Here is a 17,517-nt window from a genome sequence, read left to right as displayed (position 1 = left end):
CTTATGGATGATTCTGATATTATAGAAAAAAGCATAGGCGATGACATTGCAAGTATTATTGCCCAAATAGATTTTGACATTTCTTCCGGAAGAAAAAAACCAAAAGAAATAGACCTAGCAGAGTTCATTTTAAAATTACGTGAGAGTATTCGATCAGGTAGGCTTGATGATGAGATAATAGGTGCATTATCTACTATCTCAAAAATTTTAGAAACCAAAATAGATATCTTATTAAATGAACTCTTAGGCAAGAAAGTGAGTCTCAAAGAGCTTTCCTTCTTGCTGGATATTGCGGCCTTATTGAAAAGGGATGAAATTGAATTCAAACTCACAAGTATTCTGAGCGTCTTACATCCTATCGGCAGCTTATATCTTCCTATACAAGAACAAGAAATTATCGATGCGTATCTAGATCTAATGATGAAAAGAAATCCAACAAAGTATGGAAGTGGAAGTTTAAAAGCTAAAACACTAGAGTTAGATCTAATCGACTTTGAACCTAGGAGTATTGAAAAAGATAAAAAGAATCTATTTGAAAAACTAGATAAGTATACCATAGAAACGATTCCATTCAGCAAAATATTATCGAAGCATCCTTCCTGGCGCGAAGTCCTAAATAAATTAACTGTACTCACTTATCTTGCTCACGAAGGATCCATAGCAATGTGGCAAAAGGATTTTCCAGATGGAGAGATTTTTCTAGAAACAAAGAAAATAACTAAGAGAGATAAGAGGACTTAAAATGAGCCATCTTGAAATGCTAGAGACTTTATTATTTTTAAGAGGATTTGAAGGGGTTTCTGTTAAAGATATTGGATCCCTTACAAGAATAAAGGATTTCGAGTATTCTCTTTTCCTCCTTTCACAGCTTGAAGAAAGAATCAAAGATTTTCCACTTAAACTTCATTATAACCCTGTAACGAAACGATTCATGTTGATGATTTCAGACGCAAAAATTGAAACGCTTCAGGAAAAAGAACTAGTAAAGTCATTTTTACCTAAATCAGTACGTGCAACATTAGCACTCATTGTACTGCATGTAATAAGAAAAGAACAACTTACAACTCAACTTTTACGCGAAGAAAGGGGAGAAAAGGTAGATATAATGTCCCATTTAAATTTACTTGTGAAAAATGACATAATTGAACTTAAAGAAAAAGATGGAGTGTCTGTAATCGAACTTACAAACAGATTCTTAGAGAGAATTGACACCGAAACAATAGTAAAAAGATTGATAAAACTTGTTAAAAGAGATCAAGAAGAAAAAGCTTAGATGTGTCTTTTGAAATTTAATATGGCCAAGGCCATCCTGGATCCATTTTTCCACACTCCGTTTTTTGTTTTTAAAAGAAATTAAAAATACAAAATACTTACATAATGTCTTTTTAGAACAATAATTTAAAAGACCACAGAATTTTAGACCTGAACATACGTTTAAACGTAAAGACTGTCGCTTAAATGAAAAAACAGTTTTTGTTCAGTGAATTCTTTACTTCTTATTACCAATTGATACAATTTAGGATGTATTAGCGACTTCGTGGTGCTTAAATTAATGCCTAAAAAATCGATTATGATTAAGATGACTATCAAGAAGAAAGAAATGGAACAAAAGATGGGAATACAAACAAAATTTGCTCTTCTAAAAACTTGGCTACAAGCAGAGGAACAAATTATCGAGAAATTGATAGAAATTGTTCATTTCTTACTTGGTGAACTTGGTGGCATTTATAGTCAGAACGAAAATCTTTTACCTTTTAATGTGAATGACCGGAGACTGCTTTTTAACCTAATAGGCGAATATATGGGTGTTTGTGACAATATATCAGAAAAACTAGCAACAATTCGGCTCGGAAGCGATATTTTTAGTACCTGAATTACCCATTCATAAATAATAAGAGATGTACTAGATAACAATTTCGTCAGAAGCTTAATACATCTTTTAAAATTTTTGCGACATCAGAGGGAACATCTGCTACTTGAATTCCTGTTTCTTTTAAGCGATAGATCTTACCTTCAGCAGAACCTACACCCATTGAAATAATAGCACCTGCATGTCCCATTCGCTTACCTGGCGGTGCAGTCTTGCCTGCTATAAAGGCAACAGTTGGTTTCACTTTATGATCCTGTACGTAATCTGCAAGTCTTTCTTCTGCATCTCCTCCGATTTCACCGATAATTACCATAGCCTTTGTTTCAGGATCTGCTTGAAATCGTTGAACTATTTCAATGAAGTCACTCCCAATTATTGGATCGCCGCCTATACCAACACAGGTACTTTGTCCCAACCTAGAATCAGCATCAGTCAATGTTGCTGCGATTTCATAAAAAAGTGTGCCTGAGCGTGCAATAATGCCTACGGGACCTTTTCGAAATACATGAGAAGGCATGACGCCCACTTTACACTCTTCAGGAGAAATGATTCCCGGGCAATTTGGACCTATTATCACGATATTTTTATCTCGCGCATAGTTCACGAATCCAATGGAATCTCTTATTGGAATGCCTTCAGTTATAATAACAATCGGATTTAAATTTGATTCAATAGCTTCATACACAGCATCCGCAACAAACCTTGCAGGTATGAAAAGTATCGATGCTGTCGCTTGTGTTTCCTCAACAGCTTCTGAAACATAGTCATATACAGGAATTCCATGTAATTCTTGTCCACCCTTACCAGGTGTCACTCCGGCAACAATTTGTGTACCATAGTCTAACATGACTTTCGTATGAAATTGACCTTCCCGGCCAGTTATCCCTTGAACAAGAATTTTAGTTTTTTTATCAACTAGAATAGTCATTTTTTATCCTCCGCTACCGACAAGTTCTACTATTCTTTTAGCTGCCGTTTCCATAGATTTAAGATATTCAATACCTGCTTCTTCCAGAATTTTTTGTCCTTCTTTTTCTCTTGTTCCCACGAGACGAATTACAATCGGCTTATTTACAGCTGTGATTTTAAGCGCGTCCACAATTCCCTGTGCTACTTCATCACCGCGTGTAATTCCTCCAAGTATATTTACAAGGATACCTTTTACTCTAGGGTTCTCTAAAAGTAATTTTGTTGCCTCTAGCATTCTTTCAGCACGAGCACCACCACCAATATCTAGGAAATTTGCTGGCCTTCCACCATAAAAATCAATTATGTCCATTGAAGCCATTGTCAAGCCAGCTCCATTAGCTATGATTCCAATATTGCCATCAAGATCAACATAACTAAAACCAAATTCCTTAGCTCTTAATTCAAACTCAGTAAGATCACGTAACTCTTCTTTAGCCTTATCCTGTAATTGAGGATGTCGAAACAAAGAATTGTCGTCAATAATCATTCGTGCGTCTGCGGCGATAATTTTACCCTCTTTTGTCAATACCAACGGATTACTTTCAATAAGTTCGCAGTCATATGCAGTAACAACTTCAAAAAACTTGTTTATTATAGAAATAATCTCTTTCTGTAATTCTCTTGAGGATGTAAGAAATTGCGCGAGTTTTCTTACTTCAAAAGTTCGAATTCCAAAGTACGGCTGGATGTAAACTTTGAGTATTTGATCAGGCTTTTCTAATGCTAATTGCTCAATATCTACGCCACCTTCTTTTGCGGTAATGGTTACATAGCTCCGTGCACTGCGATCTACAATGATGCTCAAATAAAACTCTTTAGCAATATTGAGCCTCTCTTCCACCAGAACTTTTTCGACTGTGAGTCCCTTAATATTCATACCCAGAATACTTTGGCTCACAGTTTTTGCGTCTTCTGATTTTTCAGCAATTTTAATTCCGCCTGCTTTGCCTCTCCCAGAAACTAAAATTTGCGATTTGACAACCACTGGTCTATTTAGACGATCAGCGATTGCTTTAACCTCATCAGAATTAGATGCTATTTCGCCGTTTGGAACAGGGACGCCATACTCAGCAAATATCTTTTTAGCTTCATACTCATGCAATTTCATCGTGAATTATCTCCTTAACTTGAAATAAATTTAATGAGAACTGAGAAATAGAAATATTTTTTCATTATTAGCTTACGATTCTCCAAGAAATTTATTATATTTACGTATGTAAACCTTAACTTAAATCCGTTTTTTTAAGTCTTTCTTCTAATGGAATAGCAAAATTCCAAAATTGTTCATAAAAGAATTTAAAAATAAACACAAGCCCGGGGCTCTTTGCCCATATCCCAAACTCACTTTCTTGAACACTAGGAAATGTAAATAAAATCTCATTTTCATCTATTACGACAATGCGTGAGCCTGGCGGTATTATATGGCGACCAGGATGTGTAAACGGCAGAGCATTTTCATCTGGAAGTGTGATTGGGATAATTCCTACTTCTAGATTTGGATCTAACGGGAGTGCAGTCAGTCTTGGGAGGTCATCTTTTCCAAAAGTAAGTCTTATTCTAATACCTTGAGAGCATAAATCCGAAATTGTTTCGATAAATAAAGGAAGATCCTCAATAGGAATACCCATAATAATTTCAGATTTAGCACTTGGAAGCATTGCTTGTATTCGATTAACAATTTGTTCTCCTCCCCGAAGAGTCCATATAATTTCTTCAGGACGACCAGTTTCAATTTTTTTCAAACTCTTAAGTTCCTTAATCGCAAGATCTGTCGCATCGTGATATCTTTGAGCTAGTTTTTCTATTGCTACTTCTGGGGTTGTTGGTCTATAACGTCGAGGTTTTCCGTATTGAATCTCAACTAAATCTTTTTTTTCCAATTCACTTAGAGTCTCGTATATTTTTGGACGTGGAACATCAGATTCATGTGCAATTTCACTAGCATTACCACTGTTTAATCTAACTAGAGTTATGTAAACTTTTGCCTCGTATTCTGTGAGGCCAAGGTCTTTAAGAGCATTAGTTAATTCGACTAATTCGTCCAACCGATTCTCTCCAACTCTTCCTAAATGAAGAGATTCTGAATTCTATTTAAAACAAATAATATAGACAATTTAGAATATAAGAATTCATAAAATAAACTGAAATAATAACTCTGCAAAATAATCAATATATTTTGAAATGAATATCTATCTGCCCAATCCGTCAGGGACAAAACCCTTTGAATTAAAGATGTTCAAATTATCTCTCTAATCCATTTTGATTGGATAAAAATAACTAGAAATCATTGGTGGCATATTTGCTTGTTATGATTCCTTTTACAGTAATTATGATCATTGCATATATTCTTATTGCTTCTGACAAAATAAACAAAACGCTAGTTGCTATTGGTGGAGCAGCAGTCACCATGACTGTTGCATATATCTATTTCTTTGCTGGAACTGAAATTTTCACTGAAAAAGAGGTTCTTACTGAACTCGTGGATTGGGGTGCCATTATTATAATCCTATCTCTTTTAGTCATCGTAGAAGTCTCAAAAAGTTCTGGAATACTTAATTATTTAACTGTAACGATCATAAAACTTACGAAAGGGGACACGGAGAAGATTTTGTTCTATACAAATGCACTTGTTTTTATTTTATCAGCGTTTTTGGGAGATGAATCTGCTTTTTTGATCGTAGGCGGCATTACATTGGTTTTAGTTAAAAATATGAAACTTGATCCTATGCCTTTCCTTTTAACTGAAGTCGTGTCTTCGAATGCTGCTAGTTGTGCCTCAATAACTAGCAGTCTAACGAATATTATCATAGCATCAAACTTCTCTTTCGCACCAGAATATTATCTTTCATATGATAGATTTCTATTGATTGCTTTTCCTTTTTCATTACTAATTTTTGGGATTAACTTAGTTATAGGTAAGCATCTAGTCCGTGATAGGTTTGTTTGCGTCGGGGAATGCATTACAGAAAGTGAAATTGAAATTATACTCGCACTAGAAGCTGCAGATGTGGTAAAGAATACTGCTTTGGTAAAAAGATTCTTTCTCTTCTTTGCAGCACTAATTATAGGATTTATTCTTGCAGGATTTTTAGGAATTCCATTCTTCTTGATTGCATTAATAGGTTCAATTACCCTAATCCTTATTACCGGGGAATATTCTAACATAGATAAGATCATAAAACGCATAGATTGGAGCACAATAATCTTTTTCTTTGGTGTTTTCATAATTGTAGGAGGAGTTGCGAGTGTTGGTTTGTTAAATCTGATAGGGGAAGCCATAGGAAGGCTTTCGGGAGGGAATAAGATTCTCATTTGGCTTACATTAATCGTGACTAGTGGAGTAATTGCGGCTTTTGTTGATAGCGTCAGTATTGCATTAATGTTGTTGTACATTATCCCATCGGTAGTTGCATCAGCAGGAATAACAACCCCAGCATCTGTTATATGGTCTGTAATCCTTGCCGTGAATTTAGGAGATATTTTAAGCCCTCTTGGCGGCGTAAATTCCGTGCTCATTTTCCTCATGTTTAAAAGAGAAAAGATCAAGTTTTCTTTCCTTGATTTTATGAGAGTCGGAGGTATACTGAGTGCTCTCAATTTCACGCTAGTGTTTTTGTATATCCTTTTTATATCGAGCATCTTAGGATGGTGACCTTCAGAGGGTTAGCAAAAAAGTATAATCTTTTATGTTTGGCTAATTTTTACTGGATTTACAAAGCAAACGATTTAATAAAGTAGCAGTATGCACTACCTCCATGTCTATTCCTTCATTTTTCACTAATTCTTTCAATTGAAAAATACAGAATGGGCATGGAGTGACAATAGCTTCAGCTTTCGTTTCCTTTATGTGTTGAGCTTTTCTTGAAGCAATTAACCTAGAAAAATCTCTTATGCCAGCACGTACTCCTCCGCCCGCGCCACAGCAACGATCCGCTTCTTTCATTTCCACTATTTCCGCGCCTGTAAATTTAATCAAATCACGGGGTTCCTGTTTTACCCCCTGACCTCGATTTAAGTGGCATGGGTCGTGATAAGTTACTTTTAGTTCAAGGGGGTTATCAGGAGGGGGCATTTTCATTACTTTTTCGTAAATAAATTCATTTATATCATAGGTTTTAAATTTAAGCGATCGTTTAAGAATTTCCTTTGCCCATCTTGAATAGTCATCTTTTAAGGTAATTCCGCAACCAGGACAACCTACAATTACATCTTTAACCCCATATCGTTCTAAAATTTCCACATTTTTCTTAAATTGGTGAATACCTAATTCAAAATCACCAGAACGTATGGCTGGGCTACCACAACATACTTGATCTGTTGGAATAATCACTTGATAGCCAAGTTCGTTCAACACATCTATTAAATCTTTACCGATTTTTTGGAGGCGTAAATCCATCATACAACCGGTAAAAAAGATAACAGGTTCGCCCTCACCAACGTATTCACCAAATTGGCCATCCTCTCCTGTCAACGGTTGCTTTTCAATAGTGACTGCCTTACCGTACGATCTAACGCGTTCAATGAATTCTTTTTGTCCTTCTAAGGGACCAAGACCGTGTTTAACCACAACTGATCGCAGTTTTTCAATCGCTTTGTGAGCTAGATCGATATCTTTGGGGCATGCTTCAACACAGGCTTTGCAGGTGGTACATCGAAATAGCCCATTTTCAAGGGCCTTTTCAAAAACATCTTTATTACGTCTTGGATCAAACTGAACTTGGGCATATTTTCGCATATAAGCTGGTCCCATAAATTCATTCCAACTTTCAGCCACGCTTGGGCATGCAGCAATGCAATTATAACATTCTATGCATTTATGATACTCTAGTAAGTCCTTTATTTCATCCATAGTGAAGGTTTGTGCTTCTTCAGACGCTTTTGCAAAATCTGAACGTATTTCTTTCATTTTCTCGAAAGGTTCTGTGAAATCAACAGCCAAATCTTTGGTAATTGCAAAGGTAGGGAGCGGTTCCAAAGCATATTCCTTGTCGGGTAATAATTCAGTTTTGCAGGAAAGTTCTGGTTTGCCATTAATTATCATAGCACATGAGCCGCACTGCCCAGCGCGACATCCAAACCGAAACGCAAGGGTAGGGTCGATCTCTTCATAGATGTGCCACAGTGCATCGAGCACCCTCATCCCTTCGTTATATGGAACTTCAAAATCTTGCCAATGACCATGAGTTTCCTTCTGGGGGTCAAATCGCCAAATTTTTAATTTAACTGTTTCTTTCATCTACAAAACCACAACAGGAACTGTATGAATGTTTTCCTTCGAGATTATTATATTTTTCCTCCATGATGGGAGTGTTTCAGGAAAATCTTCTCGGAAATGTGCACCTCGACTCTCTTCTCTGAAAAGGGCTGCCTTAACTACTATTTCTGCAACTATTAGCATGTTCCTAACTTGTAAAGCTTCAAGCTGTTCATAAGCGTATGTGGTGTTTTGGTTAACTATTTTCATGGGTATCGATTTTAATCTTTGAATATTCTCTAAGGCCTGTGTTAAGTTTTTCTTATTCCTAAGGATACCAACTTTTGTCCACATTAATTCCTCTAAGTTATGTCTGATTTGAGAAGGGCGCATTCCATCTTGCTTGGATTGCAGGGGGGAGATTACCACCTTATGAATTTGAGTAATTTGTTCATCAGGTATTTTGCCCAGTGATGATTCAAGTGAATATTGGGCAGCATTATGTCCAGCTATGTATCCGAAAACTTGAAGGTCTGCAAGAGAGTTTCCACCCAATCTATTTGCTCCATGAATTCCTCCAGTTACTTCTCCAGCTGCAAAGAGTCCTTTTATAGTTGTTTCCGTCTTTTCAGATATGTGAAGTCCACCCATTACATGATGTGCTGTCGGCGAAACTTCCATTTGTTCCTTAGTAATATCAACCCCTGATAAGTCTCTAAACTGTTCTAAAGTCTGAGGAAGACGTTCTTCTATGAAATCAGGAGATAAGTTTTGAAGAGAAAGATAAACTCCATTATGAGGTGTATGCCGCCCAGCACGAATTTCTCTATAGATAGCACGAGCAACAACATCTCTTCCTGCTAATTCCATCCTGTCGGGGGCATATTTCTCCATAAACCGCTCACCCAAGTTGTTCAAAAGAATACCTCCTTCTGCACGCACTGCTTCCGTCACTAGAATACCTTTGGCGGAGTCTGGGAAAACCATACCTGTCGGATGAAATTGAATAAACTCCATACCGATCAATTCAGCACCAGCACGGTATCCGATAGCATATCCGTCTCCAGTACCTTGAAAGGAGTTTGTAGTTACTTTATATATCCGACAGCCACCGCCCGTCGCCAGTATGACAGTTTTAGATCGGATTAAGAAAAACTTTGCGCCTTCTGGATTGAAAGCCGCTACACCAGTTACTTTATTTCCATCTAATAGGAGATCGACAGCTGCACCTCTAATAAAGCGAACATTACTTGATCGCAATAGATCCACTAAGGTAACCATAATTTCCCCGCCTGTGCGATCACCAGAGTAACAGGTCCTTTTATAACTTTGACGACCAAATGCTCTTTGATCGATTTTACCCTCAGAAGTTCTGTAAAACAATGCACCGTTATTTTCCAACTCCAAAATACGAGCAGGGGCATTTTCTACCAAAATACGTACGAGTCGTTCATTATTTACGTAAGATCCTCCCGAAACCGTATCCTGAAAATGGGATTCGATACTATCCGCCGAATCAACATTGCATAGTGCTGCATTGTAACCACCTTCAGCCATGACGGTACAGCCACTTTTCCCAGGTAACGTTTTTGCAATCAGAGTCACGTCTATTGCTGCATACTTTGAAGCTTCCAGTGCTGCACGAATACCTGCGCCTCCCGCGCCTACTACAAGAACATCTGTGGAAATTATGTCGTCCAGTGTCATACCTCCAAAATTAAATTATCAAATTGATTCAAAAAGATTATGAAACTGCTATAATGAAAGCAAAGAGTTAACATTGCATCAATAAGAATTTATATATACTAATGAGAAAACCTTCTTATCTTAATTCTCCAGAACTGGAACAACTAATGGTCCTTCTGGGATCACCGCGATTTCAGCATCAGTTCCTAGAACCTTGATTGCTTTTTCCAAACCCTCTTCTATCGTACGGATTGGTGTCATCATCATAGATTTAACAATATTGTCTTCTAGATTTGATACAAGGTAAATATCATGCTTTAATTGATCACGAGCCAAAATTTGGTTTTGCCATTGAAGTCCAATAGGTTCCTCCCGTCTTATTTTCTGTAGAACTTCCTTAGGAGAATTAACTGAAGCATGCAAATCGATAAAATCCTCTGGACCTTTTCCTGTGCTGCAAGAGGATGCGATAATCACAATACCTCCATCACGGGTTATTTTAGAAGCAGTATTTATACCTTTGGTAGTTTGGTACAAATCCAAGTCTAATGGGGCTCCGTTATTAGAAGTAATAGTAATATCTACCTTGTGATCTACTTTTACCTCAACAATATCTTTAGAGATCTCACATCCTTTCTCATGAGCCTCGATAGGATCTCCAGTGAATATATGCGTAATTTCTTTATTCTTGTTTAAAATCACATTAACTATGAAATTAAGATTAGCCATCCTCGCCTGCTCCACTAAATCTTCATGAACAATATTACCGTTTATAATTCCCGCTACCGAATTTGGATGGTCTAACATTTTATAACTATGGTTTTTATAAGCTGATCTGACACTAAACACACCGGGTGCTATGCTTTTACGACCACCGGAAAAACCAGCAAACCAATGAGGTTCGATAAATCCAGTACTAATTCGAAAATCAGCTTCTACGACTGTTTTGTTGATGTCAACTGGAGTATCTCGGGATGTCATGCCAATATGGACACATTGATTGACATCATGATTGACAACATTATATCTTTTGATAATATCATTACCTAGTTTTTTAATTAACTGTTGTTCATCTAAAGGTGGATGTAATCCAACGGCAACAATTATCGTTATATTTTCACGTGATACTTTTTCTTCTAATTCAGCCAATATTAGAGGAAGTAACCTGTTATCTGGGCACGGTCGCGTATTATCTGTAACTAAGACCACTACTTTATCATTTTTGCTAACACAATCGTGAAGTGAGGAACCCCCTATTGGTGATCTCAGGCAATTTATTATAGCCTCTCTCTCGTTTACAAGACCTTTTATTGATTTCATGCTTAGGATAGAGACTAAGTTCTTAGTTGGTATTTTAGTTTTTAAGAAGGATTCTCCATAAGGAAGTTTAATTGTAATATACATGATAAATTGCTCCTTTGTTCATATCGTTGTTTTTCGTTAGTTAATACTTTCACTGATGTCTCTATTATAATTAGTTGGTTTTAAAGAAACAAGATTTTCTTTTTTAAGCAAATATCTGTCTCTAAATTGCGTGGTCTTAATAAGTTTTGCTTGAAACCACCCTCCAAGTTTAATAAAAATGCTAAAATATGTAGGAGGATGACTTAATGGATCCAGGTATACCTTTTCCATGGTAAACATTCATTAGCGTTTTTTCTTGTATAAGACGACCACCACTGTTTTTTTAAGTATCAAATTATGTCCCTAATTTATACCTTTTATATTTTTTAAGATACACAATTGCACTTTCATTCGGTCTTTCACTAAATTTTGCTATTACAGCACCTTTTCCTCCAAAGGATGATATGATCCTTCCTGATCGTCCTGTTATGGTTTCGACTTGTTTACCGATGAGATTCTTTGCCCCAAACTGCGAACGCGCTAAATTATCAATAATAACTTCTTCTTTGTGAGACTGAATACGAATATTTCCTTCCTTAATTGAAAGCTGATATAATGAAAAATCACTTGGATTCGCATTAATGACTTTTCCACTAGCTGCAATTCGTAAGTTAGTAGGAGGAAGATCTAGTCGAGATATAAGAATAGGATCACCTGATTCTGAGACAATTAATGAATTAAGAATGACGTATGCAAAAAACTCGTGATTTGCACTCACTTGATCTAATACTACATTGTAATCGTCATCTTTTTGGAAAGGATAAATCACCCCGGCAACCGTTGGTGTTCCAATCGTTAAATGGACATTCATACGAGGAGAAAGGTTGAATTTGAAGAATTTGTTAACTTTTAATCGCGCTAAAATTGTATCTGTCGATGACAGAGAACCCGGTGAACATAAATAGCAACCTCGGTAAATTACTCTGGCCTGGACACCTGGAATTGCTATCCCAACTCGATCTCCAGCAACTGCACTTTGCAGGTTTTCGCCAAATGTCTGAATTGATTTTATTTTTCCTTGAATTTCCAAGGGCATTATTTCAGCTACTTCACCAATATTTATTGTTCCGCGATGAACCGTTCCGGTCATAACTGTACCGGCACCTTTAATATGAAATGCATGGTCAATCGGCATTTTGAATGGTCCCTTAACTTCTCGAACAGGTTTTTTAAGAAGTTCGAGTAACGCTTCTTTAATGCTTTTAGTACCTTCTCCTGTTTTAGCAGAAACACCAACTATAGGTGAATTCTCTAGTATTGTTCCTTTTAGAAGAGCCTTAATTGATCTTTCAACGGCGTTAACACGTGATTTCTCAACAAGATCAATTTTGTTTATAATAATAAGTGCTTTTGAGATACTAAAACTGTCCAAAATTAGGATATGTTCCCCTGTTTGCGGTTTTGGTCCTTCATCAGCTGCAATTACAAGCATTGCAGCATCTATAATGTTCGCACCTGCAACTACACTTCGAATTAGATCAGCATGTCCTGGTGCATCTACTAATGTCACTCGATACGGATCTAGATTAAAAGCTGTAAATCCCAAATCTATTGAGATACCTCTTTCTTGAGCCTGTGGATGTTTGTCCAAGCCAGCAGTGGAAATCTTTTCTGAGAGAATACGAGCTATGGCAGTCTTGCCATGATCAATATGTCCAAAAAGTCCGACATGAACTGGTATAAGTCTCAAGAAAATCGCCCTATTTACCGATCTGATTGCTTATTCATTCAAATATTTTGTACAGCCTTATCGACTAATTCTTTAAATTTTACATTCACTTCATCTAAGGTCAGTTTGTTTTTTATTGCATTCTTTACGAACTCTCTTCGAACTTCGCTCAAGTTTTTTGCAAGTTCCTCATTCTTTTTATAAACTATTGTTTCTGATATTATTTTTCTGGTAAGTTGATCGATAGCTTCTTTCTGCTTTTCTTCATCCGATGGCTCTACAACAGTTTTTGCTTCTCTTATACTTGGTTTTAATAAAAGATCTCTAACAAGATTAACTGCTTCTTTAGCTGCAGTCTTAGGATTGACAACACTTAAATCAACTACTAATAATGGTCTATCCCACTCATAATCTTTACCAGGAATATCGAATTTGTTGAAGGCATCTTCAATAACTTCTTGAGGTATTGGAAGACCGCGTTTTTCATTCCAAGATAATGCTACTTCTCTTGGAGTAGAAACATATAATATTGCAAAAGGAACGTTCATTTCTAAAGCAATTTCCCTTAGATCATGTCTCATAGATTTATAGTAATTCATGTCATCGTTAATCACAATATAATCTTGCTCTAGAAAATGCTTAATTAGTTCAAACATTGCTGCTCTTACAACAGGTTCATGATCTGGGTTAAAACGTTGTTCTCGATATGAGGGGATCATATTTCTAATCCCGTCTGATTCAATCATTATGGTCTTTATCGAAAGGTCGAGTTCTAGAATTTTTGCTATTTCATTTACTAATGTTGATTTCCCAGAACTTGGCAATCCTGAAAGAATGATTAGCATCCAAATCACGCTCGGTGTTTCAGACAAACTTATCCAAAGTTATTCCTATTGTTCTATTTAAGAATAGTGAACCATCCTGCCTTATTGATACTTCCGTTAGAGGTCATTGAATTAGAATCTTTATGTCTAATTGAAGCATTTTGATACTGATGCTATGTACATTTTTATATTAAAAAAGGCATAATATCAATATAATTTCCAATTGGAGTTTTTTTAAACAGTGAGGGGGACTTCTATGAGAATATTGCAGAAAAAATATCTCATAAGTATAATCGGAGTTTTCCTAATTGTTCTTGTAAGTAGCACAGCGTCAAATTCTGTTGCTGATACTGACTGGGGAAATCTTAAAGTAAATGACGAAATTCGTTGGGATACTTCACCACCATCCCCAATGGTACTCTATCCAAGCGTTTCCGATGAATTTAAGATTCTTGAGATTCGGGCGGATGACTTGAAGGTTGATCATACAAGGGTTGGTGAAAAAAATGATGGTACTACCGAAACTATCATTGATGAAGTAACCTATATGGATTCTTCTGAACTTTGGCCTTTTATTTACCCAGTGTCTTTAATACAATCGAATGACGACGTCACAATAAAGACTCACAAGTATGAGGGGGTCAATTACAAAGCAGCATATCTTGAAATTACTGAATATGGTACAGTCTACAAATACTGGTGGGACTACGATACAGGAATCCTTTTTAAGCATACTTTTGGTGAATCCGATACACTTTATTTTCACTTAATATATACCAATGCAGATCTAACTGAAAGGACAGGAAGAAGATTCTGTCTTGGCACAATCCTAATCGCTTTTGCTTCTGTCGCAACACTGGTTTCCTACAATATCAAGCTTTATCAGAAAAGGAAAGATCCGTAATCCCTCTTTTTTTTTGGTTCTAACTTATCTAAAAAATTATTCCAGAGTGTTTCAGTCTTTTCGCTATTTAGCATTGTTCTATAGTTAGACCAGACAAAATCCAAACTTAACCTATCCACTACATAATACTTATTACATAACTTAGACCACTATATCGATCTTGTTGGAGGTTTTATTTTGTTAAGTAAACCAAAACGTCCCAGTTTATCCGATTCAGAAGTTCTGAAATTGATAAATGAATTATACGGTATAACAGGATTAATTCAGGAACTTCCGAGTGAACGTGATCAGAATTTTCTTGTAGTAACTGAAGAGGATAAAAAATACGTCTTCAAAATTGCTAATAAATTCGAGAAAGAGGAGATACTTGATTTACAAAACAAAGCTATGCTGCATTTAACTAGTCCTGATGATTCTGGAAATTATCCGCGAGTATCACTTACGAAATCAAGTGAGTTAATTGCAGTTTATCAAAAGGATGATGAGACATCTCATTTCGTAAGATTAGTGACTTTTATTCCTGGAAAGGTTTTTGCAAAAGTTAATCCTCATAATAAAGAGTTACTTTATGATTTTGGTCGTTTTGTGGGTGAAACTTCGAAGCTTCTTGAATCATTCAATCATACAGCAGCCAATCGCAAGCTTTATTGGGATTTAAAACTTGCTTATAACATTATAAATAAATACAAAGAACACATCTCTGATCTAGAAAAGCGCCTGATAGTAGAGCATTTCCTTAATGAATACAAAATAAATGTGCTTCCCAATTTATCAAATTTAAGAACTAGTGTAATACATAATGACTTTAATGATTACAATGTGATTGTTAATCGAGGAAAATCACCCAATCAATACCAATTTGGAATTATAGATTTTGGAGATATGGTTTATAGCCATACTATATTTGAACTCGCTGTAGCAACAACCTATGCTATTTTGGGGAAAAAAAATCCAATCAAAGAAGCAGCACATGTTATTAATGGTTATCATTCAGTCTATCCATTAAATGAACTTGAATTAGAGTTGCTCTTTAATTTGATATGTACAAGACTCTGTATGAGTGTTAGTATCGCAGCATACCAGCAGAAAATTGAACCAGAAAATGAATACCTCAAAGTCTCTGAAAAACCAGCGTGGGAGACTTTAAAGTTACTTAAAGACGTTCATCCTAGATTTTCTAATTACGTTTTCCGCTATGCTTGTAAAATGAATCCTTGTCCTCAAAGTAAAGAGATTGTTGACTGGATTAAATTACATCGTAAAGAATTTGGATCAATACTTGGAAGCAACTTTACTAGCATTCCTCACATTGTATTTGATCTCAGTGTAGGGAGCCTTGAATTAAGTGATTTATTCGATTTTACGGACAAAGGTGCACTTAAGGAATTACTTTTCAATAAAATGAAGAGTTCTAATGCAGAAGTTGGCATTGGTCAATATAATGAAGCACGGGATATTTATACAGAAGAATTATTTAGATCAGAAAGCGATGAAGGGGTTGATTATCGGACAATCCACCTTGGTGTTGATCTCTTTCTGAAACCTAATTCGTCAATATATGCGCCGTTGGAGGGTAGAATACATAGTTTTCAAAATAATGAAGGGTCTCTTGATTACGGTCCTACTATTATCTTAGAGCATGAAATAAATGAAGGAAATTTAAAATTTTTTACTCTATATGGACATTTGAGCCCAGAATCGTTGAATGATATTGAAAAAGGAATGATTATCAAGAAAGGGGAACTACTCGCACACGTTGGATCTATTGAGCATAATGGAGGATGGCCACCACATTTACATTTTCAAGTGATAACAGATATGTTAGGGAGAAAAGGAGACTTTCCTGGCGTGATATCCGAAAGTCAAAGAGATATTTGGCTAAGTATTTGCCCTGATCCAAATCTGATTCTAAAGATTCCAGAGGAGTCTTTTCCAGAAGAAACTTTGACTAAAGATGAGATTCTCAATTTTAGGGAGCAAATGATAGCCCCTTCACTTAGCATTTCGTATAAAAAGCCTCTCAAAATTGTTAGAGGCTATAAACAATACCTTTACAATCAGTCTGGTCGACCATATCTAGATTGCGTAAATAATGTTTGCCATGTCGGTCATTGCCATCCAACTGTAGTAAAAGCGTTAAAACAGCAAGCAGCTGTCCTAAATACCAATACTCGTTATTTACATGATAATCTTATTAAATATGCTCAACGTATCTGTGAGACCTTACCAGAACCATTAAGTGTTTGTTTTTTCGTTAATAGTGGAAGTGAAGCAAATGAGCTCGCCCTGCGATTAGCACGAACTCATACTAAACAACGCGATTTAATTGTTATCGATCATGCATATCATGGAAACACAGGTTCATTGATTGATATCAGCCCGTACAAATTCGATGGTCCTGGAGGCGAAGGTCCCCCACCTTATGTTCATAAGGTAACCATACCTGATGTATATCGTGGAGAATATAAAGTGCAGGATGCTGATGCAGGGAAGAAGTATGCAGAAGATGTGAAGAAAACGATCCAAAAAATTCAAAATGAAGGGAAAGGAGTTGCTGCGTTTCTTTGTGAATCTATAATGAGCTGTGCTGGTCAAATGGTGTTTCCTAACAATTATCTTCAAGAAGCATTCCGACATATTAGGGAAGCAGGTGGAGTTTGTATAGCAGACGAAGTTCAAGTTGGTTTTGGTCGAGTTGGAACACATTTTTGGGGATTTCAAACTCAAAACGTGGTTCCTGATATAGTTACAATGGGTAAACCTATGGGGAATGGTCACCCTTTATCTGCTGTTGTCACCACACCAGAAATTGTAAACTCATTCAATACGGGAATGGAATGGTTCAACACTTTCGGGGGCAACCCTGTCTCCTGTGCTGTTGGACTTGCAGTATTAGATGTTATTAAGAATGAACAGTTACAAGAAAACGCCTTGAAAGTTGGCAACTATTTAAAAGATAGACTGAAAAAACTTATGGATAAGCACCCTATCATAGGT

14 protein-coding genes are annotated in these 17,517 nt (G+C 36.3%); 6 read left to right on the top strand and 8 right to left on the bottom strand.

Going from position 1 to position 17,517, the window contains the following annotated elements; genetic code table 11:
- Nucleotides 1-3: 3 nt before the first annotated feature.
- The 3 genes from QVB70_RS09055 (at nucleotide 4) to QVB70_RS09045 (ending at nucleotide 1,873) form a co-directional block, all read left to right on the top strand.
- The gene (locus QVB70_RS09055; RefSeq protein WP_287585408.1) at nucleotides 4-741 is read left to right on the top strand and encodes a hypothetical protein; all 738 of its coding nucleotides are present in this window, start codon (nucleotides 4-6) and stop codon (nucleotides 739-741) included.
- 1 nt (nucleotide 742) lies between these two features.
- Nucleotides 743-1,273, top strand: a complete 531-nt coding sequence (locus QVB70_RS09050) for a hypothetical protein (protein WP_287585407.1) — start codon at nucleotides 743-745, stop codon at nucleotides 1,271-1,273.
- 279 nt (nucleotides 1,274-1,552) lie between these two features.
- Nucleotides 1,553-1,873, top strand: a complete 321-nt coding sequence (locus QVB70_RS09045; RefSeq protein ID WP_287585406.1) for a hypothetical protein — start codon at nucleotides 1,553-1,555, stop codon at nucleotides 1,871-1,873.
- A gap of 46 nt (nucleotides 1,874-1,919) precedes the next feature.
- On the opposite strand, the gene sucD is transcribed toward QVB70_RS09045, so the two are convergent.
- The 3 genes from sucD to QVB70_RS09030 form a co-directional block, all read right to left on the bottom strand.
- On the bottom strand, nucleotides 1,920-2,798 hold the full coding sequence (sucD, locus tag QVB70_RS09040) for a succinate--CoA ligase subunit alpha (protein WP_287585405.1): 879 nt from the start codon (nucleotides 2,796-2,798) through the stop codon (nucleotides 1,920-1,922).
- A gap of 3 nt (nucleotides 2,799-2,801) precedes the next feature.
- Nucleotides 2,802-3,947, bottom strand: a complete 1,146-nt coding sequence (gene sucC / locus QVB70_RS09035) for an ADP-forming succinate--CoA ligase subunit beta (protein ID WP_287585404.1) — start codon at nucleotides 3,945-3,947, stop codon at nucleotides 2,802-2,804.
- A gap of 115 nt (nucleotides 3,948-4,062) precedes the next feature.
- Nucleotides 4,063-4,884, bottom strand: coding sequence for a TrmB family transcriptional regulator (locus QVB70_RS09030; RefSeq protein WP_287585403.1), 822 nt, complete (start codon nucleotides 4,882-4,884; stop codon nucleotides 4,063-4,065).
- Nucleotides 4,885-5,147: 263 nt separating this feature from the next.
- Between QVB70_RS09030 and QVB70_RS09025 the strand changes: the two genes are divergently transcribed.
- On the top strand, nucleotides 5,148-6,491 hold the full coding sequence (locus tag QVB70_RS09025) for an SLC13 family permease (RefSeq protein WP_287585418.1): 1,344 nt from the start codon (nucleotides 5,148-5,150) through the stop codon (nucleotides 6,489-6,491).
- Between the two features lie 42 nt (nucleotides 6,492-6,533).
- On the opposite strand, the gene tfrB is transcribed toward QVB70_RS09025, so the two are convergent.
- The 5 genes from tfrB to QVB70_RS09000 all read right to left on the bottom strand — a co-directional run bounded on the left by tfrB (nucleotide 6,534) and on the right by QVB70_RS09000 (nucleotide 13,637).
- Nucleotides 6,534-8,075, bottom strand: a complete 1,542-nt coding sequence (gene tfrB, locus QVB70_RS09020; protein WP_287585402.1) for a fumarate reductase (CoM/CoB) subunit TfrB — start codon at nucleotides 8,073-8,075, stop codon at nucleotides 6,534-6,536.
- A complete protein-coding gene (locus QVB70_RS09015) occupies nucleotides 8,076-9,740 on the bottom strand; it encodes an FAD-binding protein (RefSeq protein WP_287585401.1) in 1,665 nt (554 codons plus the stop codon).
- Between the two features lie 120 nt (nucleotides 9,741-9,860).
- Nucleotides 9,861-11,123, bottom strand: coding sequence for a nickel-dependent lactate racemase (gene larA / locus QVB70_RS09010; RefSeq protein WP_287585400.1), 1,263 nt, complete (start codon nucleotides 11,121-11,123; stop codon nucleotides 9,861-9,863).
- Nucleotides 11,124-11,418: 295 nt separating this feature from the next.
- The gene (selB, locus tag QVB70_RS09005; RefSeq protein ID WP_287585399.1) at nucleotides 11,419-12,813 is read right to left on the bottom strand and encodes a selenocysteine-specific translation elongation factor; all 1,395 of its coding nucleotides are present in this window, start codon (nucleotides 12,811-12,813) and stop codon (nucleotides 11,419-11,421) included.
- Between the two features lie 38 nt (nucleotides 12,814-12,851).
- A complete protein-coding gene (locus QVB70_RS09000; protein WP_287585398.1) occupies nucleotides 12,852-13,637 on the bottom strand; it encodes an AAA family ATPase in 786 nt (261 codons plus the stop codon).
- A gap of 235 nt (nucleotides 13,638-13,872) precedes the next feature.
- Between QVB70_RS09000 and QVB70_RS08995 the strand changes: the two genes are divergently transcribed.
- Together QVB70_RS08995 and QVB70_RS08990 are read left to right on the top strand one after the other, a co-directional pair.
- Complete coding sequence (locus QVB70_RS08995; RefSeq protein WP_287585397.1) at nucleotides 13,873-14,520, top strand: hypothetical protein; 648 nt, start codon at nucleotides 13,873-13,875, stop codon at nucleotides 14,518-14,520.
- 177 nt (nucleotides 14,521-14,697) lie between these two features.
- Nucleotides 14,698-17,517: aminotransferase class III-fold pyridoxal phosphate-dependent enzyme (locus QVB70_RS08990; RefSeq protein WP_287585396.1), on the top strand; the 2,820-nt coding region annotated here is incomplete at its 3' end.

Origin of the sequence: Candidatus Borrarchaeum sp. (genome assembly GCF_019058535.1) — an archaeon.
In the GTDB taxonomy this organism is placed as follows: domain Archaea; phylum Asgardarchaeota; class Sifarchaeia; order Borrarchaeales; family Borrarchaeaceae; genus Borrarchaeum; species Borrarchaeum weybense.
Note: the sequence above shows the minus strand (reverse complement) of the source record. Positions and strands in the feature narration are given on the sequence as shown.